The 24015-nt window shown below is 74.8% G+C and carries 28 protein-coding genes; 13 read left to right on the top strand and 15 right to left on the bottom strand.

Features of this window, described 5'->3' with window-relative positions; all coding sequences use genetic code 11:
* Window positions 1-74 precede the first annotated feature (74 nt).
* Window positions 75-2234 (bottom strand): protealysin inhibitor emfourin, encoded by a 2160-nt coding sequence (locus tag EDD26_RS11435; protein ID WP_123697829.1) that lies wholly within the window; start codon window positions 2232-2234, stop codon window positions 75-77.
* 110 nt (window positions 2235-2344) lie between these two features.
* Complete coding sequence (locus tag EDD26_RS11440; protein WP_123697830.1) at window positions 2345-2632, bottom strand: DUF1905 domain-containing protein; 288 nt, start codon at window positions 2630-2632, stop codon at window positions 2345-2347.
* A 67-nt stretch (window positions 2633-2699) separates the two neighbouring features.
* Between EDD26_RS11440 and EDD26_RS11445 the strand changes: the two genes are divergently transcribed.
* On the top strand, window positions 2700-3350 hold the full coding sequence (locus EDD26_RS11445) for a DsbA family protein (RefSeq protein WP_123697831.1): 651 nt from the start codon (window positions 2700-2702) through the stop codon (window positions 3348-3350).
* Between the two features lie 16 nt (window positions 3351-3366).
* Here EDD26_RS11445 and EDD26_RS11450 read toward each other — a convergent pair whose 3' ends face one another.
* Window positions 3367-3744, bottom strand: a complete 378-nt coding sequence (locus EDD26_RS11450) for a DUF2255 family protein (RefSeq protein ID WP_123697832.1) — start codon at window positions 3742-3744, stop codon at window positions 3367-3369.
* 77 nt (window positions 3745-3821) lie between these two features.
* On the opposite strand from EDD26_RS11450, the gene EDD26_RS11455 reads away from it, so the two are divergent.
* Together EDD26_RS11455 and EDD26_RS11460 are read left to right on the top strand one after the other, a co-directional pair.
* Entirely contained in the window at window positions 3822-4751 is a 930-nt protein-coding gene (locus EDD26_RS11455) for a hypothetical protein (protein WP_148058741.1), read from the top strand.
* Window positions 4752-4852: 101 nt separating this feature from the next.
* On the top strand, window positions 4853-6031 hold the full coding sequence (locus tag EDD26_RS11460; protein WP_148058742.1) for a hypothetical protein: 1179 nt from the start codon (window positions 4853-4855) through the stop codon (window positions 6029-6031).
* A 15-nt stretch (window positions 6032-6046) separates the two neighbouring features.
* Here EDD26_RS11460 and EDD26_RS11465 read toward each other — a convergent pair whose 3' ends face one another.
* Both EDD26_RS11465 and EDD26_RS11470 read right to left on the bottom strand, forming a co-directional pair.
* On the bottom strand, window positions 6047-6832 hold the full coding sequence (locus EDD26_RS11465) for a thioesterase family protein (protein ID WP_123697835.1): 786 nt from the start codon (window positions 6830-6832) through the stop codon (window positions 6047-6049).
* Window positions 6829-7350: a hypothetical protein gene (locus EDD26_RS11470; RefSeq protein ID WP_123697836.1), complete on the bottom strand. Its 522-nt coding sequence runs from the start codon at window positions 7348-7350 to the stop codon at window positions 6829-6831. The genes EDD26_RS11465 and EDD26_RS11470 overlap by 4 nt, the downstream gene beginning before the upstream one ends.
* Window positions 7351-7478: 128 nt before the next feature.
* Between EDD26_RS11470 and EDD26_RS11475 the strand changes: the two genes are divergently transcribed.
* Window positions 7479-8702: a saccharopine dehydrogenase family protein gene (locus EDD26_RS11475; RefSeq protein WP_123697837.1), complete on the top strand. Its 1224-nt coding sequence runs from the start codon at window positions 7479-7481 to the stop codon at window positions 8700-8702.
* Between the two features lie 44 nt (window positions 8703-8746).
* Window positions 8747-9973: a hypothetical protein gene (locus tag EDD26_RS11480; protein WP_123697838.1), complete on the top strand. Its 1227-nt coding sequence runs from the start codon at window positions 8747-8749 to the stop codon at window positions 9971-9973.
* Window positions 9974-9998: 25 nt separating this feature from the next.
* Here EDD26_RS11480 and EDD26_RS11485 read toward each other — a convergent pair whose 3' ends face one another.
* Window positions 9999-10481, bottom strand: a complete 483-nt coding sequence (locus EDD26_RS11485) for a pyridoxamine 5'-phosphate oxidase family protein (RefSeq protein ID WP_123697839.1) — start codon at window positions 10479-10481, stop codon at window positions 9999-10001.
* 79 nt (window positions 10482-10560) lie between these two features.
* Here EDD26_RS11485 and EDD26_RS11490 point away from each other — a divergent pair, with 79 nt between their 5' ends.
* Window positions 10561-10971, top strand: coding sequence for a GNAT family N-acetyltransferase (locus EDD26_RS11490; RefSeq protein ID WP_170165626.1), 411 nt, complete (start codon window positions 10561-10563; stop codon window positions 10969-10971).
* Here the strand turns inward: EDD26_RS11490 and EDD26_RS11495 are convergent.
* On the bottom strand, window positions 10955-11794 hold the full coding sequence (locus tag EDD26_RS11495) for an SDR family NAD(P)-dependent oxidoreductase (RefSeq protein ID WP_123697841.1): 840 nt from the start codon (window positions 11792-11794) through the stop codon (window positions 10955-10957). The genes EDD26_RS11490 and EDD26_RS11495 overlap by 17 nt on opposite strands.
* Window positions 11795-11919: 125 nt before the next feature.
* On the opposite strand from EDD26_RS11495, the gene EDD26_RS11500 reads away from it, so the two are divergent.
* The 3 genes from EDD26_RS11500 to EDD26_RS11510 all read left to right on the top strand — a co-directional run bounded on the left by EDD26_RS11500 (window position 11920) and on the right by EDD26_RS11510 (window position 14274).
* Complete coding sequence (locus EDD26_RS11500; protein WP_123697842.1) at window positions 11920-12876, top strand: manganese catalase family protein; 957 nt, start codon at window positions 11920-11922, stop codon at window positions 12874-12876.
* Between the two features lie 91 nt (window positions 12877-12967).
* Window positions 12968-13723, top strand: coding sequence for an alpha/beta fold hydrolase (locus EDD26_RS11505; protein WP_123697843.1), 756 nt, complete (start codon window positions 12968-12970; stop codon window positions 13721-13723).
* A gap of 92 nt (window positions 13724-13815) precedes the next feature.
* On the top strand, window positions 13816-14274 hold the full coding sequence (locus EDD26_RS11510) for an ASCH domain-containing protein (RefSeq protein ID WP_123698563.1): 459 nt from the start codon (window positions 13816-13818) through the stop codon (window positions 14272-14274).
* Here the strand turns inward: EDD26_RS11510 and EDD26_RS11515 are convergent.
* The 7 genes from EDD26_RS11515 to EDD26_RS11545 form a co-directional block, all read right to left on the bottom strand.
* Complete coding sequence (locus EDD26_RS11515; protein WP_123697844.1) at window positions 14271-15473, bottom strand: cysteine desulfurase-like protein; 1203 nt, start codon at window positions 15471-15473, stop codon at window positions 14271-14273. The two genes, EDD26_RS11510 and EDD26_RS11515, sit on opposite strands and share 4 nt — an antisense overlap.
* Window positions 15474-15587: 114 nt before the next feature.
* Entirely contained in the window at window positions 15588-17051 is a 1464-nt protein-coding gene (locus EDD26_RS11520; RefSeq protein ID WP_123697845.1) for a serine/threonine-protein kinase, read from the bottom strand.
* A 76-nt stretch (window positions 17052-17127) separates the two neighbouring features.
* Window positions 17128-17883, bottom strand: a complete 756-nt coding sequence (locus EDD26_RS11525) for a hypothetical protein (RefSeq protein WP_123697846.1) — start codon at window positions 17881-17883, stop codon at window positions 17128-17130.
* Window positions 17884-17899: 16 nt separating this feature from the next.
* Window positions 17900-18418, bottom strand: a complete 519-nt coding sequence (locus EDD26_RS11530; protein ID WP_123697847.1) for a metallophosphoesterase family protein — start codon at window positions 18416-18418, stop codon at window positions 17900-17902.
* 46 nt (window positions 18419-18464) lie between these two features.
* A complete protein-coding gene (locus EDD26_RS11535; protein ID WP_148058743.1) occupies window positions 18465-18947 on the bottom strand; it encodes a cupredoxin domain-containing protein in 483 nt (160 codons plus the stop codon).
* An 83-nt stretch (window positions 18948-19030) separates the two neighbouring features.
* Window positions 19031-19936: an oxygenase MpaB family protein gene (locus EDD26_RS11540; protein WP_123697849.1), complete on the bottom strand. Its 906-nt coding sequence runs from the start codon at window positions 19934-19936 to the stop codon at window positions 19031-19033.
* 33 nt (window positions 19937-19969) lie between these two features.
* Window positions 19970-20866: an AraC family transcriptional regulator gene (locus EDD26_RS11545; protein WP_123697850.1), complete on the bottom strand. Its 897-nt coding sequence runs from the start codon at window positions 20864-20866 to the stop codon at window positions 19970-19972.
* 141 nt (window positions 20867-21007) lie between these two features.
* Here EDD26_RS11545 and EDD26_RS11550 point away from each other — a divergent pair, with 141 nt between their 5' ends.
* Window positions 21008-21394, top strand: a complete 387-nt coding sequence (locus tag EDD26_RS11550; RefSeq protein ID WP_123697851.1) for a pyridoxamine 5'-phosphate oxidase family protein — start codon at window positions 21008-21010, stop codon at window positions 21392-21394.
* Between the two features lie 109 nt (window positions 21395-21503).
* Window positions 21504-22073, top strand: coding sequence for an ABC transporter permease family protein (locus tag EDD26_RS11555; RefSeq protein WP_123697852.1), 570 nt, complete (start codon window positions 21504-21506; stop codon window positions 22071-22073).
* 72 nt (window positions 22074-22145) lie between these two features.
* Here EDD26_RS11555 and EDD26_RS11560 read toward each other — a convergent pair whose 3' ends face one another.
* The gene (locus tag EDD26_RS11560; RefSeq protein ID WP_123697853.1) at window positions 22146-22655 is read right to left on the bottom strand and encodes a DUF2231 domain-containing protein; all 510 of its coding nucleotides are present in this window, start codon (window positions 22653-22655) and stop codon (window positions 22146-22148) included.
* 88 nt (window positions 22656-22743) lie between these two features.
* Here EDD26_RS11560 and EDD26_RS11565 point away from each other — a divergent pair, with 88 nt between their 5' ends.
* On the top strand, window positions 22744-23247 hold the full coding sequence (locus EDD26_RS11565; protein ID WP_425453444.1) for a sigma-70 family RNA polymerase sigma factor: 504 nt from the start codon (window positions 22744-22746) through the stop codon (window positions 23245-23247).
* The gene (locus EDD26_RS11570) at window positions 23244-23948 is read left to right on the top strand and encodes a zf-HC2 domain-containing protein (protein ID WP_123697855.1); all 705 of its coding nucleotides are present in this window, start codon (window positions 23244-23246) and stop codon (window positions 23946-23948) included. The genes EDD26_RS11565 and EDD26_RS11570 overlap by 4 nt, the downstream gene beginning before the upstream one ends.
* The last annotated feature ends 67 nt before the right edge of the window (window positions 23949-24015 follow it).

The following is a 24015-nucleotide window of genomic DNA, read 5'->3' on the forward strand; positions in this document are numbered from 1 at the left end:
GTCGCGACACTGCCGCAGGGAGTCGACACTCGTCGGAGGTGCAGGGGCGGTCGGCCGGCCGGGGCCGGGCGCGCTCAGCGCTCGGGCGCGTCGCCCAGCTCGAGCAGCCGGCGGAAGAGCGACAGCACCTCGTCGGGCAGCAGCGGCTCGGCGACCGTCACGTCGCAGCGCGTCTCGACGGTCACGCGCCAGGTCGGCGCATCCGGCAGCGCCTGGCCGTCGAGCTCGGCGAGCCGTCCGGAGGCGACGAGCGTGTCGAGGTGGTCGCGGTCGTCGCCGGGGATCACCTCGAGCTCGAGCACCGCCGCGCGCGTGCGCCCGAGCATGCCACCGGTGCGCGCGACCCGGATGGCCTCCTCGGGCGATGCCTCGTCGGCCGGCGCCTCGCCCACGCCCACGGCGGCCCACGCGTCGCGGACCGCGCGCGTCTCGGCCGCGTCGTCGCCGAAGCGGGCGATGGCCGCGTCGACGGTCGCCGTCGCGAAGGCGGCGAAGTCGGCCGTCGCCGAGAGGCCGCCGGTGAGCGCGTCCATCCAGATGCGGCCCGGCGCCTCCCACGCGTGCCCGCCGATCGCGGTCGCCGCGAGGTGGAACGCCTTGTTGGGGATGCCGGAGTTGATGTGGACGCCGCCGAGGTCGTCGGTCGTCACGACGAAGTCGCGCATGTGGCCAGGCTGCGGGTCCTTGCCGAGCACCGGGTCGTCGTAGGCGGTGCCGGGCTCGGCCATCGAGCGGAGCGCGACGCCCTGCACCTGCTCGGTGAAGACGCCGGCGCCGATGAGCCAGTCCGCCTCGTCGGCCGTCTGGCCGAGCGCGTGCTGCTTCACGAGCGCGCCGAGCACGTCGGCGATCGACTCGTTGAGCGCGCCGGGCTGGTCGCGGTAGACGAGGTCGGCGGTCGACGAGATCACCCCGTGGCCCAGCTCGTGACCGATGACGTCGACCGCCTGCGTGAAGCCCGCGAACACCACTCCGTCGCCGTCCCCGAAGACCATCCGCTCACCGTCCCAGAACGCGTTGTCGTAGCGGGTGCCGTAGTGCACGGTCGCGAGCAGCGGCATGCCGGCGTCGTCGAGCGAGTCGCGGCCGAACGCGTCGTGCAGCATCCCCCAGGCGAGCCCCAGCCCGTCGAAGGCGTCGTCGGCCGCAGCATCGCCGGTCGGCGCGTCGCCCTCGCCGCGCACGGCCGTGCCCGGCAGCGTGGTCGTGCCCTTCGCGTCGCTCACCGTGCGGTCGGGCGCCGCCTCGTCGGGCACGAGCGTCGGGCGCTGCTGGGCTCCGGCCGGGCGCGCCGTCGCAGCGCGCTCGGCGCGGACGCCTCGCTCGACGCGGATGCCGCCGTCGAGCCGCAGGGTGCGCTCGGCGACCGCGGCCGCGGCTGTCGGCGCCGCAGCGATCCGCTCGAGCAGGAATGGCGGCACGATGCCGTGCCGCACGCGCGGTGCGGCGATCGCGTCGTCGATGACCGGCGCGATGAGGCTCGACCAGACGAAGTAGCCGGCGGCGGACGGGTGGAAGCCGTCGGCTGCGTGCAGCGAGGGCTCGAGGATGGCCGGCGTCGGGAGGTGGATCGTGCGCGGCACGTCGGCGGCCACGCGCTGCAGGGCGTCGTCGAGGCTGCGGGCGTGGCCGCCGATCAGCGCGCGGATGGGCTGCGGCAGCCACTCGAACGTGTCGATCTGCGGCGCGCCGGCGAGCCCGATGACGCCGCCGGGGGCGACGTGCCGCTCGAGCCCGGCGACGATGGCGCGCACGCTGCGCTGGAACGCGCCGCGTCGCACGAGCTGCAGCGCGTCGTTCGCGCCGACGAGCAGCAGCACGACATCCCAGGGGCCGTCGTCGACCGCGGGCAGGTGCCGCTCGAGCACCTGCGCGGCGTTCGAGCCCTCGAGGCCCTCGATGCGCCACTCGACGCGCTGCCCGCGGCGGCCGGCGAGGCGGCGAGCCGTCTGCACCGCGAGCGTCTCGTCGAGCTGCTCGGCGCCCACGCCCGTCGCCGTGGAGTCGCCGATCGCGAGCAGCCGCAGCGGGTCGCCGTCGCCCTCGCCGACGACGCCCGAGCGCGTGCCCTGCGGCTCCGGCAGCCAGACGAGCTCCGACTGCAGCGCCTTGCCCTGCCGCAGCAGCACGGGCGCGAGTGCGAAGGCCGCCGGGCGCGCGAGTCGGTGGATGGTGCGCTCGGCGCGCCTCGACGCCGAGGCCGCGGTCGCCCCGATCCATGCTGCGATGCCCATCCGCGACCTCCGCTCGTGCGATGCCTGTCGTGCCCCATCGTGCCCCGAGCCGGAGCGCCGGAGCGTGGTGGCCGATCGTACTCGCGGCCGCTGACCGGAGCCGATGCGCGTCAGCGGCCGAGCCGCATCCGCACGTCCATGGCGTCGCCGACACCGATGCCCTCCGCGCGCTGCACCGCGACCTTGAGCGGCAGCAGGTAGCCGCCGTCGCGGGGGAAGAGCGAGGTCGTGAACGTCGTGGTGCCGATGGTGGCCTCCACCGGGATGACGCCCCACCCGTAGGTGAGCTCGCTCGCGCTGTCTTGGATGAGCTCGGACTCGTCCGGCGGCACCGGCACGAAGACGAAGGGCGCGGGACCGCGCCACTCGATTGCGACGGCCGAGAAGTCGAGCTCCATGCCCGCACGCTACCGCCCGCGGACCGCGCCGGGATCGGCCCGCCCTCGGCGCCGATAGCCTGGATCGATGCAGAAGCAGGCCGTCATCAGCATCGCGACCGTCGTCGGCGCGCTCCTCCTCATCGTCGCGGTCGCCCTCGCGGTCGTGCGTCCGTGGGAGCGCCCCGAGCCCGTTGCGGAGGCCGCGAGCGTGCCGGTGCTCGACGAGAGCACGCACATCCTCGAGGACGCGGGGGAGGGTGCGCCCGTGCTGGTCGAGTTCCTCGACTACGAGTGCCCGTCCTGCGGGCAGTTCCACCCGATCGTCGAGGACCTGCGCGAGCGCTACGCCGGCGAGGTCACCTTCGCGGTGCGGTACTTCCCGCTCGCGATGCACCCGAACGCCGTGCCCGCGGCCCTCGCCGCGGAGGCGGCCGCGCAGCAGGGATCGTTCGAGGCCATGCACACGATGCTCTTCGACCGGCAGCAGGAGTGGGCGGGCACCGACGGCGCCGCTGCCGCGCTCCGCGGCTACGCCGAGGAGCTCGGCCTCGACCTCGACGCGTACGACGCCGCGATCGCCGATCCCGCGACCCTCGAGCGCGTCCAGCTCGACGCGGACGCCGCCGCGGCGCTCGGCGCGCCCTCGACGCCGACGTTCTTCGTGGACGGCGAGATGCTCGAGCTGCAGCGCTACGAGGACGTCGAGGCGGCCCTGCAGGCGGCGCTCGAGGGGTAGCCGCCGCAGCGCTCGCTCATCCGGGCGTGACGATGAGCGACAGCTCGTGCGCGCGCTCGCCGACCACGGTCCGCAGCACGGCGTCGGGGAACCGGGCGTACTTGCGCCGATACTCCGCGTCGACGAGCTCCTGGTCGAAGTGGTCGCCGGGCTGGAACACGGCATCGTGGTCGACGCCGCCCGCGCTGATCCGACCGCGCCCTCGCCGCAGCGCCCGCCGGTACCAGCCGTTGTCGGCGCCGTAGGCCGAGCGCACCACCACCACGCCGTGGAGCGCGACCGACCAGATCGTGACAGGCGGGCTCAGCGTGCCGTCCGAGCGGCGGGAGGCGATGCGGAGCTCGTCGGCCGCGGCGATCGCCGCGAGGTGGTCGGGGTCCCAGGGCGCGCTCATGGCCACATCATGGCCCCGCCCGGTCGTGCACGACAGTGGTGATCGCGCCCCTCCCACGCCGGTGCCAGGATGGCGGCGTGCGACGACGTGCGGGTGTGTCGAGGACGCGCGCGGTGCCGTCGTCGGTGCCCGCCGCGCTGAGCGTCGTGCTGTGCGCCGTGCTGGGCGTCGCCGGCTGCGCGACCGCGCCCGCCGAGCCGGATCCGGTGCCCGAGACCACCGTGCCCCAGACCACCGCGCCCGAGGCCACCGTGCCGGTGCTGCTCGAGATCGTGCAGCTGCGCGGCGACGTCGCGGGCGGCTTCGTCGAGCTGCGGGTCACGAACGAGGGGACGGACGAGCTCGTCATCGAGCGCGCCGCCTACGACTCGAGCGCGTGGAGCACGACGATGACCCGCGTCGACGAGGCGCGCATCCCGGCCGGCGCGCGTCGCAACCTGCGCCTGCAGCTGCCCGAGCCCACGTGCGAGCCGGGCCCGGTCGAGCACCGCGCGACGCTCGAGCTCGCCGACGGCAGCGTCGTCGAGGGCGAGCCCCAGGATCCGCTCGGCCAGCTCGACGCGCTCGACGACCGCGTGTGCGACGTGCGGGCGTTCGCGCGCGACGTCGCAGGACTCGCCTGGCTCGCCCCGGACATCCCCGCAGACGGCTCGCGCGCGGCCGTGCTGCGGCTCGAGGTGTCGCCCGCACCGGGCGGTGGCGAGCGGCTCGGCAGCATCGACGACGTGGCCGCGACGGTGCTGCTCACGCCGACGGATGCGCGGGGCGGTCGCCTCGAGGCCCTGCCGGTCGCGCTCGAGATCGTCGCGGGCGCCGCACCGACGGTGATCGAGGTGCCGCTCGCGCCCGGCCGCTGCGACCTGCACGCCGTGGCGGAGGACAAGCAGGGCACCATCTTCCGCATCCGAGCGACCGCCGCCGGCGAGCCCGTCGACCTCCTGGTGCCCGTGCCCGACGACCAGCGCGACGCGCTGCTCGGGTGGGTCGTCGCGCGCTGCGCGGGCTGACGACGCGCACCTGTCGCGCGCGCGTGCTGCGGCGTACCGTCCCGAGTGGAGCGCGCACGGCTGAGCGGCTCGAGCTCATGCGCGCGAGAGTGGGGGCGACCATGGCTGGGGCATCCGGCAGCGGCGAGGAGATGCAGACCGGCCGCGTCAACCGCGCCGAGGGGCGCACGATCGTGTGGGCGCAGGTCGAGCCCGACGAGGCGGACTTCGACGGCCCTGCGATCCTCATCGCCGAGGTGGCGGGCGACGCGGAGGACCCGGACGACTACGAGGACGGCGCGAGCTTCATCCCGTCCAACGCGTTCCACGGCGTGCTCGCGACCGGCAAGAGCGCCTCCGGCTTCGGAGGGTCGCCGCCGGCGCACGGCGTCATCGGCCGCGGCGGACGCAAGTCGGGCACCGGTGTCGTCGGGCTCGGCGGCGGCGTGCCCGAGCCGGATTCGGCAGGGGAGGGCGGCATCGGCGTCCACGGCCTCGGCGGGTCGCAGGCGGTCAGCTTCCCGGATCCCGACAACCCTCCCGGTGCGGGCGTCGTCGGCCAGGGCGGCAGGCAGTCGGAGCGCGAGAACACCGCGCGGTCGCTGCACGCGGCGGGGGTCATCGGGCTGGGCGGCGGCACGGGACCCTCGCACGACGATCTGCCCGCGCATCCGCTCGCCGAGACGGGTGGCACCGGCGTCTACGGCAAGGGTGCGGACGCGACGGTCGTGCAGGTGCAGACCTTCGACGAGACCGGCACGGCCGGACCCGTCGTGGCCAGCGGCCCGGCGGTGCCGGGCACCGGCGTCGTCGGCCGCGGCGGCGTGAGCGACGAGCCGAGGATGCCTGCGGCGGCGGGCGTCGTCGGGGTCTCCGGCGCGTCACCGGTGCCGCCGATCTCGGCGACCGGCGACGTCGGCGTGGTCGGTCAGGGCGCGAGCGGGGCGGGCGAGCGCTCGACCGGCGTGCTGGGCCGCAGCGGCGACGGTCCCGGTGTGCGCGGCACGTCGTCCGACAGCCGCGGCGGGGTCTTCGAGTCGGCACGGGCAGCCCAGCTGCGGCTCGTGCCCCACCAGGCGGGCCGCGTCTTCGGGCCGACGACCGCGTCGTCGCCGCGCGAGCTGCTGGCAGAGCGCGAGGGCGAGCTGCACCTGCCCAAGCGGGGCGCAGCCGGCGACATCATCGCGGTCGTCGACGACGACGGTGCATGCGCGTACTGGTGCTGCGTGCGCGGCGACGGCGCGGGGCCCGCGCGCTGGGCGCAGGTGCTGCTGGGCGCGCCGTTCGACGGCGACAGCTGAGGAGGCCGCGGCGGCTCAGGCGCGCGGGCTGGGTCGCACGGTGAGCGTCTGCATCGCGTGGCCGACGTGCCCGCGCTCGTCGTGCAGCGCGGCGCCGGTGATGCCCTGGCCGCTCGGTCCGAAGGCGACGGTGGTGTCGAGGCCCACCCAGCGGCCCTCCGGCTGCCGCAGCAGGTGCACGGTGAGGTCGAGGTTGGGGAACATCCACGCATCCGGGGTCGCGCGCACGGCGACGCCGTTGACCACGTCGACGAGGCCGAGCCAGCGGGCGAGCGGGCTCGCCGCCTCGCCGTCGAGGAGCTCGAGCGGGCTCGACACCCACGCGGTGCTCCTGCCCGGCACCGCGTCGCCCGACTGGCGCAGGTCGAGCGACCGCACGAACCCGCCGCCCCAGGCGGGATCGAACGCGGCAGGACGCGCCAGCTCCGGCGACGGCAGCGGCGCAGCCGACCCGCCCTCGACCGCGCCGGTGTCGCCGACGACGCTGTGCCAGGCGCGCGCGACCGCCACGTCGCGGCCTGCGATGGATGCGGTGGCCTCGGTGAGCTCGATCGTGCGTCCTGGCCGGCGGGTCTGGACGCGCACCGCGATCTCGTCGAGCGCGAGGAAGCCGAGGATGTCGAACGCGATGCGGCTCAGCACGAGCGGCGCTCCGCCCGAGGAGGCGCGATGCCGCTCGATCGCGTGCGTCAGCAGCCCACCGAGCGGCGCGAAGTGCAGCTCGCCCGGCTGCCACGCGCCGCCCGCGTGCTCGCTCGGCAGGTAGCGGTCGCCGCCGAGGGCGGTGAGGTAGGCGGTCATGCGCCCTCCGGGGGATGCAGCAGCAGGTCGGCGAGGTCGTCGAGGTAGCGCTCGAGGGGGAGCGGGGCATCCGATCCCCAGCGCACCCACGCCCGGCCGTCGCGCACCACGAGCGGTCCGGAGCCGTCGACGAGCGACTCGTCGAGCGGGATCGGCTCGATGCCGTGGTTCACGGTCTCGCCCATCGGGAAGCCGCCCTGGAGCGCCGCGGCGCGCCAGGCGCGGCGCTGCTCGACGGATGCGGTGTGGTGCTGCGGGCGGCCGGGCTCGGTCACGCGGGTCGAGACGCCTGTGCGCCAGACCGAGCCGTCCGCCTGCACGAGCAGCGCACCGAGCCGCCAGGCGCGGCCGAGCGACCGCATCCGCGGCCGCCGGGGGATGCCGAGCACCGGCTTCGGCTCGACGTGCTCCGCCAGCGCCTCATCGCGCGCGTGCGCGGCCGCGAGCCGCTCCGCGACCGCCCGCAGCGCCGTGCGCGCGAGCTCGATCGCCGCCGGGTCGTCGGGGTGCACTGCCACCGTCGCATCGTACGGGGAGCGCTCCAGCCGGGCCTCCACGCCCGGGCCCGTGGGCTAGCGTGCTGCGTGCGCCGCCCTGGCGGCACGAGGAAGGGGATCCCGATGCTGGAACGACGGGAGGCTTCGGCATGAGCCAGGAGCGCGAGCTCGACCTGACCCTCTTCGGCGCGACCGGCTTCGTCGGCCGGCTCGTCGCCGAGCACCTCGCGGACGCGGCACCCGGCGGCACGCGGATCGCGCTCGCCGGTCGCTCACGAGCGCGGCTCGAGGCCGTGCGCGACGGGCTCGGGCCTGCAGCCGCCGACTGGCCGCTGCTCGAGGCCGACAGCGCGGACCCGGAGAGCCTCCGGGAGCTCGCGCGGCGCACGCGCGTCGTCGTCAGCACCGTCGGTCCCTATCAGCGGCACGGGCTGCCGCTCGTCGAGGCGTGCGCGGCCGCCGGCACCGACTACGCCGACCTGACCGGCGAGGTGCTCTTCGTGCGCGAGCTCATCGAGCGCTGGCACGAGCCGGCGCGTGCGAGCGGTGCCCGGATCGTCGTGTCGTGCGGATTCGACTCGGTGCCGTCCGATCTCGCGGTGCACCTGCTCCACCGGCGCGCGACAGCGGACGGCGCGGGCGGCCTCACAGACACGACGCTGCGGGTGCGACGGCTCTCGGGCGGCATCAGCGGCGGCACGATCGACTCGATGCGGCTGCAGCTCGCCCGCGCGCGGGACGACGCCTCGCTCCGCCGGGTGCTCGCGGATCCCGCCGCGCTCAGCGCTGGAGCCCGGGTCGCCCCGGGCCAGCCCGACGTGCACGCGCCGTTCCTCGACGCCGCGACGGGAGAGTGGGATGCGCCGTTCGTGATGGCCGGCTACAACACCCGGCTCGTGCGCCGCTCCGACGCCCTGCTCGGCGGCGCGTACGGCGAGCGCTTCCGCTACCGCGAGGTGCTGCCGACCGGTCGTGGGCTCGCCGGCCGCGCCCGCGCGACGGCGATCGCGGCCGGGATGGGGGCGCTCGTCGTCGGCATGGCGACGCCCGGGGTGCGCAGCCTCATCGACGTGGCGCTGCCGTCGCCGGGCGACGGCCCGTCGGAGGAGCGCCGCCGTGCCGGATCGTTCGCGCTGGAGACGACGACGCGCACCGAGGACGGGCGACGCGTCACCGCCACGGTCGCGGCGCAGGGCGATCCGGGCTACGCCGCCACGTCGGTGATGCTCGGCGAGGCCGGCCTCGCGCTCGCGGTCGACGGCGAGCGATGCAGCGCGGAGGGCGGCATCCTCACCCCGGCCGTCGCGATGGGCGACGTGCTCGTCGAGCGGCTGCGCGGGCAGGGGTTCACGCTCGAGGTGCGCGTGGCGTGAGCGGGGATCCCGGCCGGACGGCCGGATGCCCCTAGTCTGCGCTGGTGGAGGACCGCTCGGCCGACGTGCTCGCGCAGCTGCTCGTCGAGCCGGACGCGGCGCTGCGCGCTGCGCGTCGAGCGCTCGTCCATCGCGTGCGGTGGCAGGGCGACCCGGTGCTGCGCCGCGAGCTGGCCGAGCACTACCGCGCGCTCGGCGCCCTCGACCAGGCGGCCAGGTGGGGGATCGTCGAGCCCGGCTGGGCGAGGGTGAGCGAGCTGAGGGCGCTGCGCTTGACGCTGATCGCGGAAGGGCCCGCCGCGGTCCGCGGGTATCTGGGCCTGCGCAGGGAGGATCCCGTGCCTCCGGCGGTCGCGGACCTCGCGCTGCCGCCGCAGGATGCCGACCGCAGTGACGCTGACGGGTGCCTGTCGCTCGTGATGGCGCTCATCGCGGGCGCCTGGGTGCTCGGCAGCCTCCTCATGGCACTGCTCGACCTCGCGCGCGGCGATCGTCCGCAGACCTGGATGCTGGTGAGCGGGCTCGTGGCGGCCGCCTGCTGCGCGCTCGCGGTGTGGGGCATCGTGCGCGCGGAGACCCGTTTCACGACGGCACGCGACGCCGCGATCTCGGACGCCGATCGGGCGTCGATCGAGCGACTCCAGGGGCGGGAGCGTAGGACCGCCGAGCGTGCCGCGGTCGGCACCGCGATGTGGGCGGGCGGTCCGCTCGGCGACGCGGCTCGATCCCGGCAGTGGCTCGTCGACGAGGCGCGCCGGTGGGGCGACCGGGCTGGCGCTGCGCGCTGGGGGCTCCTCGTGGAGGGCCTGTCGACCGGTCCCGAGCGCGATGCGCTCGTCGCGGTGCTGCGCCGCGTCGACGACCCCGTCGAGGCGCTGGCGCGGTTGAGCCGCAGGTCCTGGGATCTGCCCTTCTCGCGCGCCGAGCTCGACGTGCTGCGGCGGGCCGGCGCGGATGAGATCCGCATCGCCGCGTTCCACACCATCGACGCACCGCATGCGCGCATCCGCTGGCTCGGCCGGTGCAGCGCGCCGCTCGCGATCGCTGCCCTCGCGCTGCCGCTGGCCGCCGTCGTGCTCGGAGCCCTCGTCGACGACCCGGTCGCCGCAGTGGCCGCGCGTCCCGCGCTCGTGGCGGTGCCGACGCTGCTCTCGGCCGCGCTGGTCTGCGCACTCGCGGGGGACGGTCAGATCTCCCGGCGTGCGATGCTCGGCCTCACAGGAGCCGGGGTCGGGCTCTCCGCGATCGTGGCAGTCAGCCTCGCACCCTGACCGCCGATGCGTGAGCCCGCGCCGCCTACAGCGGGACGATGCCGGTGTCGCCCAGGTCCGGCTCACCGTCGGTGACGAGCCCCTTGACGAGGTTGACGGCCGTCGCGACCTTGCCGGGGGAGTCCCAGTACTCGGCGGTCGACGCGGTCACCTCGAGCAGGCCGTTGTCGGGGTCGTCGGGCGTGCCGGACATGAAGATGCCGGCCGACGCATCCCACAGCTCCTTGAGCTTCGCGCGGTCGTCGACGTAGCGGGCGGTGCCGGCGAGCGACACCCAGCCGCTCTTGCTCGCGTAGTGCACGTTGACGCGCGGGTCGGCCTCGATCGCGGCGACCTTGGAGGTGCTGCGCTCGGTGATGAACCAGACGGTGCCCGGCTCGGTGAAGTCCTGCGTGCCCATCGGCGTCGACACGAGCCCGCCGTCCATCGAGACGTAGGCGAGGGAGGCGATGCGCGTGGAGCGCATGATGTCGGCGATGGTCTTGAGCTGCTCGTCGTATGCGGTCATGGGGCTCAACCTGTCACGAGCGGCTGGGCGAACGCCGTGCCCACCCGGCTCTGAGCGAGCCGCGGCTAGGGTGCTCCGCATGACCACCTTCGAGGACCGCGTGCCCACCGTCGAGGAGCAGCGCGCGGTCGCCGATGCGGTCGGCTGGCTCGACCACTTCGACTGGGCGACGATCGGCGGCTCGCTCGACCGCTCGCTGCACGGCGTGGTCGCGCGGCAGGGCGACGCCGTCGTGGGCGTCGGCAGGCTCGTGGGCGACGGGGTGCGCTACTGCTACGTGCAGGACGTCATGGTCGACCCGGCCGCGTCGGAGCAGGGGATCGCGACCCAGATCGTCGAGCGGTTGCTCGACTGGGTGCGCGCCGCGGCGCCGGCGGAGGCGGTCGTCGGCCTGTTCGCGAGCCCCGAGGCGGTCTCGGTCTACGAGGGGCTCGGCTTCCGGGCGGCGGACGGCGACCCGCTCGGCATGACGCTCAGCGTGCGCGGCTGAGCATCGCCTCGCTGCGCTCCCACAGCAGGTCGACGAGCATGTCGGCGTGCACGAGCGGATTCGTCTGGTCGGGTGTCGCCGGATACCGCTCGGTGTAGAACCTGCCCGGCTCCCACGTCGTGCCGGGGCTCCCGTCGGCGAAGAACGTCAGGTTCTCGCCGCCCTGCTCCGGCGAGATGAGCAGCAGGCGGGCGAGCGGCGTGCGGTAGACGAAGCGCAGGATGCTCGTGCTGCCGGTGGCGAAGCTCGTGCGCACGTTGCCGGGGTCGAAGGCGACCGCGCTGATGCCTGCATTCCCGTACCTCGCCTGCAGCCCGCGGGCGTGCAGGATGTTCGCGAGCTTCGCGTTGCCGTAGGCGCGGTTGGGGCCGAACGAGCGCTCGCCCTCGAGGTCGTCGATGTCGAAGCGCGCGAGCCGGCGTGCCGCCGAGCTGGCGGTGTTCACGACGATGCCCTCGCCTGCCTGCAGCGCGGGCAGCAGCAGCTGCGTGAGCAGGAAGGGCGCGAGGTGGTTGACCTGGAAGGTCTGCTCGTGCCCGTCGACCGTGAGCGCTCGCCGGCCGAGGATCGCACCCGCGTTGTTGGCGAGCACGTCGACGCGCTCGGTCGTCGCGAGGAGGTCGCGGGCGAGCGCGCGCACGTCGTCGAGCCTCGCGAAGTCCACGACGAAGTGCTCGGCGCCGAGCGCCTGCGCGACCGCTGCCGTCTTCTCGGCGGAGCGTCCGACGAGCAGCAGGCGGTGCCCGCGCTCCGCGAGCTGTCGGGCGGCGGCTGCGCCGATGCCGTCGGAGGCACCGGTGAGGACGATCGTGCGGGAGGGCATGGCGGTCACCCTACGGCGCTCGGCTGGGCGCGCCTGGCTGAGCATCCGGTGTGCGTCGCGACGGCTCGCTAGAGCGGTTGGGGTACAAGGAGTAGCGTCGCGACTCCCCATCGATCGGAGACGACATGTACTTCCACCTGCAGCAGCTGATCAACCCCATCGAGCAGGACGAGCCGGATCCCGCCGCCGCGAACGCCCTGCAGGAGGGCCTGGGCGGGCAGTTCGGCGAGATGCGCACGATGATGCAGTACCTCTTCCAGAGCATCAACTTCCGCGGCCCCTCCGGCAAGCCGTACAAGGACCTCATCCAGGGCATCGGGACCGAGGAGATCTCGCACGTCGAGCTCATCGGCACGACCATCTCGCGCCTGCTCGACGGCTCGCCGCGCTACCAGGGCAAGCCCACGGATCCGGTCGACGAGCCCGGCAAGCGCGGGGCGACGCCGCTCAGCATCGCCGTCGACCACAGCAACATCCACCACTACCTCGTCGGGGCGCAGGGCGCGATGCCGGTCGACGCGGCCGGCAACCCGTGGCTCGGCAGCTACGTCTACAACTCGGGCAACCTCGTGCTCGACCTGCTCTACAACCTGATGCTCGAGTCGACCGGTCGGCTGCAGAAGTGCCGGCTGTACGAGATGACGGCGAACAAGACCGCCCGCTCGACGATCTCGTACCTGATCGTGCGCGACCAGGCCCACGAGAACGCCTACGCGAAGGCGCTCGAGACGCTCGGGGTGAACTGGCGCACCTCGCTGCCGATCCCGAAGACCAACGCCGAGCAGTTCCCGGAGGTCAAGCGACTGCTCGACCTCGGGCTGCAGAGCAAGCAGTACTCCTTCGACCTCGGCGACCAGTCGGAGGCCGGCAAGATCTTCCAGGGCATGTCGCCCTCGAACGACGGCACCGAGCTCGACGCGTCGCAGCAGGCGCCGCAGGGTGCGCCCCTCGACATCGCGCCGGAGCGGCTCGAAGAGTTCGCGCCGGGAGCCGACAAGGAGCTGCGCGCGCTCATCGAGGCGACGGCGGCGATGGAGATGGCGCAGATCGACATGGACTTCGGCCCGATGAAGTCGTCCTGACGCTCGCGGACGGCCGCGGCGTGGCGCGCCGCGGCCGTCGCGCGTCCCGCCGCTAGCGTGAGCGCATGTCACGCGCCGCAGCAGTGCGCGCGTGAGGCGCACGCGCACCCGCCTCGCGCGCCGGATCGACATCGGCGACCTCGCGTTCCGCGTCATCACGGAGGCCCGCGCCGATGCGGCCGACCTCCCGACGATCGTGCTCGTCCACGGCATCGGGATGTCGAGTCGGTACTTCGCGCGGCTGCACGATGCGCTGCGACCGCACAGCCGGGTCGTCTCGCTCGACCTGCCCGGGTTCGGCGCGATGCCCAGGCCGGCGAGGGCCGTCGACGTCGAGACGATGGCGGCCGCGCTGGCCGAGGTCGTCGCCTCGCTCGACGCGGGGCCGGCCGTGCTCGTCGGGCACTCGATGGGCACCCAGTGGGTGGTGGAGCTCGGCCGCCAGCGGCCCGACCTGGTGTCGCGCGTGGTCGCGATCGGCCCGGTCGCGGACGTGGCCCACCGCTCCGCCGCCGCACAGGCGCGCGCCCTCGCCGTCGACACCTTCCTCGAGTCTCCAGCCACGAACTGGATCGTGTCGACCGACTACCTCCGCTGCGGCGTGCCCTGGTACGTCGCCCAGCTGCAGCCGATGCTGACGTACCCGATCGAGGAGCGGGTGCGGGAGCTCACGATGCCGCTGCTCGTCATCCGCGGCGAGCACGACCCCATCGCGAGCGCGCGGTGGTGCCGGCTCCTGCGCGACAGCGCCCCCGTCGCATCGCTCGTGCACATCCCGGGCGGGCCGCACAACGCGCAGCGGGCGGCGCCGCGAGCGGTCGCGGCGGCCATCCTCGCCCACGGCTGACCGCGGCGAGCGCGTCTGGCACGATCGATCGGGTGAGCGCCCCCGGATCGTCCCAGCCCGTCGCCCCGCCCGATCTCGAGGCAGCCGCCGAGCTGTGGCGGGCCTACGCCGCCGCTCGGCCGGAGGCGGTCGCGGCGTCGCCCGAGCACACCGTCGAGCACTTCGGCGACTCGGAGCGGCTCGCCGATGCGCTGCTCGACATCGTGCTCCGCGGCCGCAAGCGGGCGACGGCAGAGCTCGTGGCCGACTTCCTCGCCCGCGGGGACGACGTGCCGCGGATCGGATCGCACTGGATCGCGTGCGACGGCCGCGGTGTGCCGACCATCATCATCCGCAGCGTCGAGCTGCGCGTCGGGCCGTTCGGGAGCGCGGATGCCGCGTTCGCCGCCGACGAGGGCGAGGACGACGGCTCGCTCGGGAGCTGGCGGCGCGAGCACCGCCGCTACTGGCAGCGCACCGCTGCCGCCCGCGGCGCCGAGTGGTCGGAGGACGACGAGATCGTGTTCGAGCGGTTCCGCGTGGTCTGGCCGCCCGAGCACGCGGACGCCTAGCCGACGAAGTCGGTGAGCGCCTCCAGCAGCCGGTCGACCTCGCGGTCGTCGTTGTACGCGGCGAGCCCGACGCGCAGGCCGCCGTCGACCTCGAGGCCCAGCGCCCGGAAGGGCTCGTAGGCGTAGAACGAGCCGGCGGGCGCGAGGATGTCGCGCGTCGCGAGGGTGCGGTAGGCGTCGGTCGCGTCGCGGCCGCGGAAGGTCAGGAAGAGCGTGGGGGTGCGCTCGCTCGCGATCGAGTGCAGCGTGACCCGCTCCCCGAGCGCGGCGAGGCCGTCCTCGATCCGTCCGCGGAGCCGGCGCTCGTGCTCGTCGATCGCGTGGTGCGCTGCGAGGATCCGCGCGCGGCGCGAGCCTGCGTCCGGCGCGAGGCCGGCGATGAAGTCGACCGCGGCTGTCGCGCCCGCCATCAGCTCGTAGGGCAGCGTGCCGAGCTCGAAGCGCTCCGGCACGGCGTTCGTCGACGGCAGCAGCTTGTCGGGCGCGAGCGTCTCGAGCAGCGCGGGCGATGCCACGAGTGCGGCGCAGTGCGGACCGAAGAACTTGTACGGGGAGCAGACGAAGAGGTCTGCGCCGAGCTCCGCCACGTCGACGGCGGCGTGCGCGGCGAGGTGCACGCCGTCGACGTGGACGAGGGCGCCGACCTCGTGCGCGCGACGCGCGATGCGGGCCACATCGGGCTTCGTGCCCAGCAGGTTGGAGGCACCGGTGACGGCGACGAGGCGGGTGCGGTCGGTGATGACGTCGTCGAGCGCATCCAGGTCGAGGTCGGCGGTCGCCGGGTCGAGCTCGAGCCAGCGCACGGTCGCGCCCACGGCCTCCGCCGCCTGGATCCACGGGCGCACGTTGGCGTCGTGGTCGAGCCGCGAGACGACGACCTCGTCGCCCGGGCGCCAGGTCTTCGCCAGGTGGCGGGAGAAGTCGTAGGTCAGCTGGGTCGCGCTGCGCCCGTACACCACGCCACAGGGGTCGGCGGCGAGCAGATCGCCGATCGCCGCGCGGAAGGCGGCGACGGCGTCGCCGGCGTTGCGCTCGCTCGCGGTCACGGTGCCGCGGTTCGACAGCGGCGCGGTCAGCGTGCGCGCGATTGCCTCGCCGACCACGGCGGGCGTCTGCGTGCCGCCCGGGCCGTCGAAGTGGGCGATCCCGGATGCGAGCGAGGGGAACTGCGCGCGGAGCGCGGCGACGTCGAAGGGCATGGGACTCCTCGGGGCGGGGCGGTGGACCACGGCCAGGCTATGCGACGAGCGATGGGTGCTCCGGCCGCGTCGCGAGCGACGCGATCGTGCACCCCGCAGCGGTCGAGCGGGCGCTCAGCCGTTCCCGTTGCCGCCGTTCCCGTTGCCGCCGCCGCCGTTGCCGCCGCCGCCGTTGCCGCCGCCGCCGTTGCCCGAGCCGCCCCCGCCGCCGCCGCCGGAGCCAGCCCCGCTGCCGCCGCCCCCGTTGCCGCTGCCCGAGCCGCCGTTGCCGGCACCGCCGTTGCCGTTCCCGTTGTTGCCGGTGTTGGTGGCGGGCTCGTTCACGACCGGCTCCTCGACCGGCTGCTCCACGACCGGCTGCTGGACGACGGGCTGCTCGACGACGGGCTGCTCGACGACCGGATCCACCACCACCGGCTCCGAGGTCGCGGGCGGCGGCGTCACCGCGACTGCCGGCACGGACGAGTCCGTCGGCGCCACCGCTGCCGGCGTGGTCGGCAGTCCCTGGAGCGTGAACGCCACCACCGCCCCGACGATCGCGACGGCCGCGGCGACGCCGCCGACGAGCATCCACGGCCGTCGGCGCGGACGTCTGCTCGCCTGCGCCGGCGCTGTGTCGGCGGTGGTGGTGGCCGATCCGGTCGCCCCGGCGTGAGCGGGCAGCGCTGCCGTCGGCGCCGGGCTCGGCGCCATCGCGGCGGCCGTCGCGGCCGCGGCACCGACGAGCAGGGGCGCCCCGCCGGCCACATCGGCGAGCCGGTCGAGCACCGCAGCGGCGGTGGGGCGCGCTGCCGGGTCACGCGCGGTCATGGCGGTGAGCAGCGACTTCCACTCGTAGCCGACGGACCCGGGGATGACCGGGTCGCGAGTGAGCCTGGCGCTGAGCGACTCGATCATGGTGCCGGGGAACTCGCGCTGGCCGGTGAGCGACTCCAGCAGCACCAGCCCCAGCGAGTAGACGTCCGACGACGGGCCGACGCGTGCGCCGGTCGCCTGCTCGGGGCTGAGGTAGGCCGCGGTGCCGAGCACCATGCCCGTGGCGGTGAGCCGCGCGGCGTCGACGAGCGAGGCGATGCCGAAGTCCGCGAGCTTGGCGTCGAACTCGCGTCCGGGCAGCGGCGAGGGCGCGAGCAGGATGTTCGCCGGCTTGAGGTCGCGGTGCACGACGCCACTCGCGTGGACGACGACGAGCGCCTCCGCGAGGTCGCGCGCCATCCGGGCGACGTCGGGCTCGGGAGGCGGCCCGAGGGCGAGCCGCGCGGCGAGCGTCGGCCCGTCGACGAGCTCCATCACCAGGTAGGTGATGTCGCGGCCGTCGAGCGTCGTGCTGCCCGCGTCGAAGAGCGTGACGAGCGCCCGATGGCTCAGCGTGGCGAGCAGGTCGATCTCCGACCGGACGCGCTGCAGCTCGGTCGAATCCGAGGTCGTGGGCACGAGCACCTTGAGCGCGACCTCGCGGCGCAGCACCTCGTCGGTGGCGCGATGGACGAACGCCATCCCGCCGGAGCCGAGCAGCGCGCCGAGCCGATACCGTCCGACGAGCACGCTCCCTGGCTGGAGCGGATCCACTGCCTGCATGGTGCCTCCACCGTCGCCCCAATCGTACCTGCGGAGGGCTGAGATGTACCCCAGTGGTGCGCGCCGTCGGTGACGGCTAGGCCAGGCCCGCGATCCGCTTCGCGATGCGCATCCGGTCGGAGTCGTCGCCGCGGATCCTCCCGATGCGCACGGCCTCGTCGACCGTCGCGATCAGCTGCGCGCGTCGAGCCGGGTCGAGCGCCGCGGAGCCGACGGCGGCCTCTGCCGAGCGCAGCGCCTGGAGCTGCTCGACGTCGGATGCGGCGTGCAGGATCGCGCGCTCGAGCACCGGGAGCGACGCGGCCTCCGGCCGACCCTGGATGAGCGCGAGCGCGGTGAGCCGGTTGCCCGCGCCGGGCGTGTCGAACAGGAGCTCGATCGTCTCGGGAGCGACGTCGTCGGCCGCCGCACGGCGGCGCGCCGCCTCGACCGCGCGCTCGTCCAGGGCCTGCGGGTGCTCCCGGCTGCCCGGGCGCAGGCTGCGGACCCGCTCGTACTCGGCGGCGAGCGGGCTCAAGCTCGCGACGAGGGCGGTCGCCCGCTCGCTGAGCCGCGCCGCGCGGTCGCTGTCGCCGCGCTCGACCGCCGCGGCGATCTCGGCCTGGGTCCGCACGAGCTCGAGCTGCAGCTCGACCGGCCCGGCCCGGAGCGAGACGATGCGCTCGAGGAGCACGCCGAACGCCAGCAGCGCAGCGCCGACGACGACGAGCGCGGCGGAGCCCGCGTCGTTCGAGCTCACGAACACCGCGGTCGCGCCGCTCGCGAGCGCGATCGTGCCGAAGGCGAACAGCACGGCCTTGATCGCCCGGTAGGGCTTCGGGGCGGCGTCCATGGCTGGACGATAGCCCTCAGCGCGGTGTCGGGACCAGCGTCACCGAGTGCAGGCGACCGCCGTCGACGACGGCCGTCATCACCGTGCCGACCGGCTGCCGACGCCGATCGGTCGGGGAGCCCGGGTTCAGGAGCCGGAGGCCGCCGGGGGTGGTGGAGTCCCAGGGGATGTGGGAGTGCCCGAAGACGAGCACGTCGCACGGGTCGTCGGCGCGGGGCCCGAAGCGCTCGTCGCAGCGCCGCTCCCTGCCGGCGGCCGAACCGGTCTCGTGGACGACCGCGATGCGCACGCCCTCGACGTCGACCCGCGCGACCTCGCCGAGCCGATCCCAGAGCGCCGCGCCGTCGTTGTTGCCCGCGACGCCGATCAGCCGGCGCGCGCGCCCCTCGAGCTCGTCGAGCAGCCCGATGTCGACCCAGTCGCCGGCGTGGATGACGACGTCCGCCTCGTCGACGAGCTGCCAGACCTGCCCCTGCACGGCCCTCGCCCGCTTCGGCACGTGCGTGTCGCTCAGCAGCAGCAGGCGCGTCGTCACGCCGTCAGCCTGCGGAGGGGGAGCGGCGGGGCGCTGGCATGCGGGGTCAGGCGGTGACCTCGACCTGGCCGCTCATGCTCGACACGTGCGGGTCGCACACGAAGAGGTAGGTGCCGGGCTCGAGCGTGATCTCGACGGTCGACTCGTCGACGCCGGCGAGGTCGGTGGCGACGTCGACACCCCCCGGTCCGGTGAGGTGGAAGTTGTGCGCGGCGGAGCGGTCGGCGAACGTGAGCGTGTAGTCGCCGGCCGGCAGGGTGGTGACCGGGGCGCCGCTCTCGTCGGTCAGCGCGATCTCGTACGCATCCGGATCGTCGGCGGTGCCGACCATGCCGATGAGCGCGGTGGCAGTCGTGCCCTCGCTCGGTGCGGCCGTCTCGCTCGCGCCGGACGACGCGCTCGGCGCGGTCGACGCGCTGGGCTCGACGGGCTCGGATGAGGGGGCGGCGCCGGTGCCGCCGCTGCATGCGGCCAGCGCCAGGCCCATCGCGGCGATCAGTGCTGCTGCGGTCGTGCGTCTGCGGGTCATCGTGATCTCCATCGGTCGGGCCGTGGCGCCGAGCGTAGCGTCGCCCGTTATGGGTCGCCTGTGCGAGGCGCCGGGGGCCCGGCTCACGTCGAGGGGGCGTCCGCCTGGCGCAGCCGCGCGAGCCGCTCGCGCGCCCAGTCCTGGGCCCGCTTGCCCTCGCCCGACGCGAGCGCTCGGCCGGCGATCGCGAGCACGATGCGCGTGCCCGTCACGACGGGGAGCGGCGAGCGGCGCAGGCCGAGCAGGCGCCGGTAGGGGCGCGGGATCGTCGCGACCGCGCCCTCGAAGAGCAGCCGGTAGCCGATGCCGGCGGCGCCGGGCAGCATCGGGCGTCGCAGGAACGAGACGACCTCGCGCACGCGCTCGTCCCCGCGCAGCTCGCCGCGCTCGAGGTAGCCGCGCAGCCGCCGGCGCAGCTCGGCCTCGGTCGTCGGCGGCTCGGCGACGCGCATGAGCCTGCCCGCGCGCGACCACTCCTCGACGTAGGCATCCGGGCCGCCGGGGATGGGCTCGCCCCACACCTGCTGGCAGGTGAGGAACGCATCCGTGAACGCCAGGTGCACCCACTCCGCGAGCGCCGGATCGCCGGCGCTGTAGCTGCGCTCCGCGCCCGTCCCGTCGACGTACGCGCCCTCGACGCGGCGGTGGAACCGCGCGACCCGTGCCGTCTCGCGGTCGGCCTGCGCCGTCGAGCCGTAGGTCACGCAGACGACCCAGCGCACGGTGCCCGACAGGCGCCCGAGGGGGTCCTGCCGATACGTCGACCAGTCATGGACGCCCGCCATCGCGCCCGGGTGGAGCGCCTGGAGGAGCAGTGCGCGGATGCCGGCGACGAGCGTCGCCATGCTGCCGTGCACGGTCCACGCGGCGCCGCCCGCGGCGAAGTGACCGGCGTCGTCGCCCTCGGCGAGCTCGCGGATCCATGCCGGCGACCCGCCGGGATCGCCCGACAGCGCCGTCAGCAGCCGAGCCCGGAGCGTCTGCACCATGGGGTCCAGCCTGTCAGGCGCCGCCTGGGTGCGTCATGCGCTCGCGGTCGGAGACGGCTCGATGCCGGCCCGCTCCACCGGGAGCCACAGCTCGCACGTCGCCGTGCTGAAGTCGGCCGCGCGGTCGAGGACCGCCACGATCGACGGACCCGGGCGCAGCCGCCACGGATTGGAGGGGAACCAGTCGCTCGCCGTCGCCGCCCAGACGGACTGGAGCGCCGCCGGATGCGGTCCCTCGCTGCGGAAGACCGCCCACGTGCCGGCCGGCACCTCGATGGCGTCCAGGTCGTCGGCCACGGGGGCCCCCTCGGCGACGGCGACGCCGTGGAGGTACGTGAGCTCGCGGCCCTCGGTGTAGTCGGGGTCGACGTCGGCGCTGACCTGCAGCAGTCCGGCGGGCTGCTCGCTGCTGAGCGCCTTCAGCCGAGCGTGCTCGTCGGCCGGCAGCGCCGCGATGTGCGCCTGGATGTGCGGGTTGACGCCCTGGTGGATGAGCGGCACGCGGGCGGCGTGGCCGATGAGCCGGAATGCCGGACGCTCTGCGATGCGGGTGTCCATGGTGGTGCTCCCTTCGACGCTCAGGCGGAACCTGAGCTGCGGTTGTGTGCGAAGGGGGCCGCCATCGCGGCGCACGGCAGCCGGGCTCGCGCCGTGCACCGCCCGGAACGCGCGGCCGAACGCCTCGGTCGAGCCGTACCCGTAGCGCACCGCGATCCCGAGCAGGTCGCCGTCCCCGAGCAGCTCGGCAGCGGCGACCGTCATGCGGCGGCGCCGCACGTAGTCCGAGAGCGGCATCCCGGCGAGTGAGGAGAACATCCGGCGCACGTGGTACTCCGTCGTGCCGCGCTCCCGCGCGAGGCGGGCGACGTCGATCTCGCCCTCGAGGTGCTCCTCGACGAGCTCGACGAGCCGGTTGAGCGCTGCGATCACGGTTCCCCCTTCGACATCGAGTCTGCGCGAGCGTGCGGCCGCACGCCCGATCATCGCGGTCCGGTGCGATCCGCGCCGCTGGGTCCCGGCGGGGCGTGCCATTCGGGTCGGCTCGCCACCTACGCTCGCATGGGAGGGCACATGGAGCAGATCGACTTCGAGCAGTTCTGGCGGGAGTACCGGCTGTGCATGCTGGCGTCGCCGCGCCCGGACGGCACGATCCACCAGGTGCCCGTCGGCGCGACGTTCGACGCCGAGCGGCAGCTCGTGCGGGTCATCACGTCGGGCTCGAGCTACAAGGCCCGCAACCTGCGCAGGCATCCCGGCAGCCGGGTCGCCGTCTCGCAGGTGGAGGGCCGCTGGTGGAGCACCGTCGAGGGCCGCGCCACGGTCTCTGCGGAGCCCGAGCGCGTCGCCGAGGCAGTGCGCCGGTACGCCGAGCGCTACCGCCAGCCGCGACCGAACCCCGAGCGCGTGGTGATCGAGATCGAGGTCGAGCGGCTGCTCGGCAACGTGCAGCCGGGCTGACGGTCCACAGCTGCCGCGGGGCGAGGGAAGGCTGGACGTTCGCCTGTTGTCGTCGGGGTACAAACGGTGCACGGTGTGGGCACGACGTCATCCCACCATCGGAGTCACCATGTACACGAACCTCATCGCCCGCTCGGTCCACGACCTCACCGCCGCCGCCTGGTTCGGCGGCTCGCTCATGGGAGCCATCGGCCTCAACGGCGCCACCGCCGAGGCGAAGGACCCCCGGGAGCGCACGCGACTGTCGAGCGCGGGATGGATGCGCTGGGCACCCGTGCAGACGGGAGCGTTCGCGGCGCACCTGGCGTCGCTCGTCCCCATCCTGTGGAAGAACAAGGCTCGCTACGCCGGCCAGGACGGCGTCATGCGGTGGACCTGGATCAAGGCGGGCGTGACCGTCACGGGGGCCGCCGTCACCCTCTACTCGAGCATCCTCGGCAAGAAGGTGGAGGCGCTCGCCGAGGAGGGCGCCGAGGGCGCCACCGAGCCGTCCGCGACGGCGTCGCCCGAGCTGCAGTCGGCGCAGCAGCAGCTCAAGGTCCTGCAGTGGGTCATCCCGGTCTTCGCTGGCACCGTCATCGTGCTCGGGGCGAAGCACGGCGAGATGCAGCGGCCGCAGAACGTGAAGAAGGGGATGCTGGAGTCGCTCCCGTTCGTCGGCAAGGCGGTCCGTCGCTGACGCGAGGCCGGCAGCGCGTGGGGCGCGCCGTCGACCGGGCCCTCCGCGACGGCCCGCGCGGCTGACGCGCCGTCAGCCGGCGGTGCCGACGAACCCGCCCCAGACGGCGCGCGCACCCGAGTCGCCGATCAGCGCCACCATGCCGACGCTGCCCGCCGCGACGCCGATCGCCAGCACGGCGAGCACCGCCGGGATCGCCCGAGCGCCGCGGCGGGGCGGCGCGAGGTGCTCCGCCGCGCCCCAGCGGAACCACGCCCACTGCGCCGCGGCGACGACGAACATCCCGATCACCCACGGCAGCAGCATCCGTCCGTACCCCTCATGGGTCTGCACGGCCGGGGCCGCGCCGACGAGCGCCGCCAGCGCCTCTCCGGCAGCGACGGTGACAGGCACGAGGGCCACGAGCAGCAGCGCCGCGAGCGGTGTGACGATGCCGAGCCGCCTGCGCGCGGCAGGCCAGAGGCTGCCCAGCACCATCGCGAGCGCCGTCAGCGGCACGAGCACGACGACGGCGTGGACGAGGAGCGGGTGCAGCGGGAGGCCGGTGATCTCGAAGGCGCCGGAGGCGGGAAGCAGGTCCATACTCTGGGACACGACGCGTGGGCCCGTCAGGTTCATCGATGAACCTGGGAGCGCCCGCCGTCGTGTCATGGGGGAGGAGGTGCATGCGGTGCCACCCGATGACGCGAGCCGGCTCGGTGCGCTCTACGACGCGCACGCCGCGCCGGTATGGCGCTACGTCGTCCACCTGACCGGTGACCGGGCCGGCGCGGACGACGTCGTCCAGGAGACGCTGCTGCGCGCATGGCGCACGCCGAAGATCCTCGAGGACCCGGCGACGGCGCGCTCCTGGATGCTGACGGTCGCGCGCCACCTCGTGATCGACGAGACCCGCAGCGCGCGGCGGCGGCACGAGGTGCTGCTGCCGGAGACGCCGGAGCGGGAGTCGCCCGACGCCACCGACGCGCTGTTCGAGGCCATGCTCATCGAGGAGGCGCTCGCGCTGCTGAGCCTCGAGCACCGCAGCGTCATCGTGCGCGCCTACTACGGCGGGCGCTCGATCGCCGCCATCGCCGACGAGCTCGGCATCCCGGAGGGAACCGTGAAGTCGCGCCTCCACTACGGCCTGCGCGCGCTGCGCCTGGCGCTGCAGGAGAAGGGGGTCACTCGATGAGCCGCGAGCACGCGGACTTCGCGGACTGGGATGCCGCCTACCTGCTGGGCGCGCTCAGCCTGCCGGATCGCCGCGCCTTCGAGGAGCACCTCGAGTCGTGCGAGCGCTGCGCGCGCGCGGTCGCCGAGATCGCGCCGACGCTGGGGCTGCTGGCGCGGGTCGATCCGGTGCACGCGGCGTCGCTGCTCGAGCGCGAGCACGTCGAGCCGCCGCTCAGCCCGGCGATGGGCGGCCGCGCGGAGCTGCTCGCCCGCGCCGCGCGCGAGCGCTGGCGCACCCGGCTGCGGTGGACCGGCGGAGCGGCGGCCGCGGCGGCCATCCTCGCCGCGGTGGTGGTGTCGGCGAGCGCCCTGCTCGCTCCGGCCCCGCGCGAGGCGCTGGCGGTGGAGCTCGTCTCGGTGGTGGACGCGCCGCTGGCGGCGAGCGTCGACCTCGTCTCGGTCGGATGGGGCACGCGCATGGAGCTCGAGTGCAGCTACGGCGGCGAGCGCGTGGACGACGCGTACGGCGTGCCGTACGCGCTCGTCGTGGAGGACGTCGACGGCAACACGAGCGAGGTCTCGAGCTGGCGGGCCGAGCCCGGCGCGACGGCGCGGCTCACCGCTGCGTCGGCGCTCGACGTCGACCGGATCGCGGCCATCGAGATCCGCCTCGAGGAGAGCGGTGAGGTGCTCATGCGTGCAGACCTTGCGGACGGGTGAACCCGCCGGGCCGCTGCAGCGTGTTCCCCATGACCGCATCCGCGGCCGCTCACGAAGGGACGCTCTC

The organism is Agrococcus jenensis, assembly GCF_003752465.1.
GTDB lineage: Bacteria > Actinomycetota > Actinomycetes > Actinomycetales > Microbacteriaceae > Agrococcus > Agrococcus jenensis.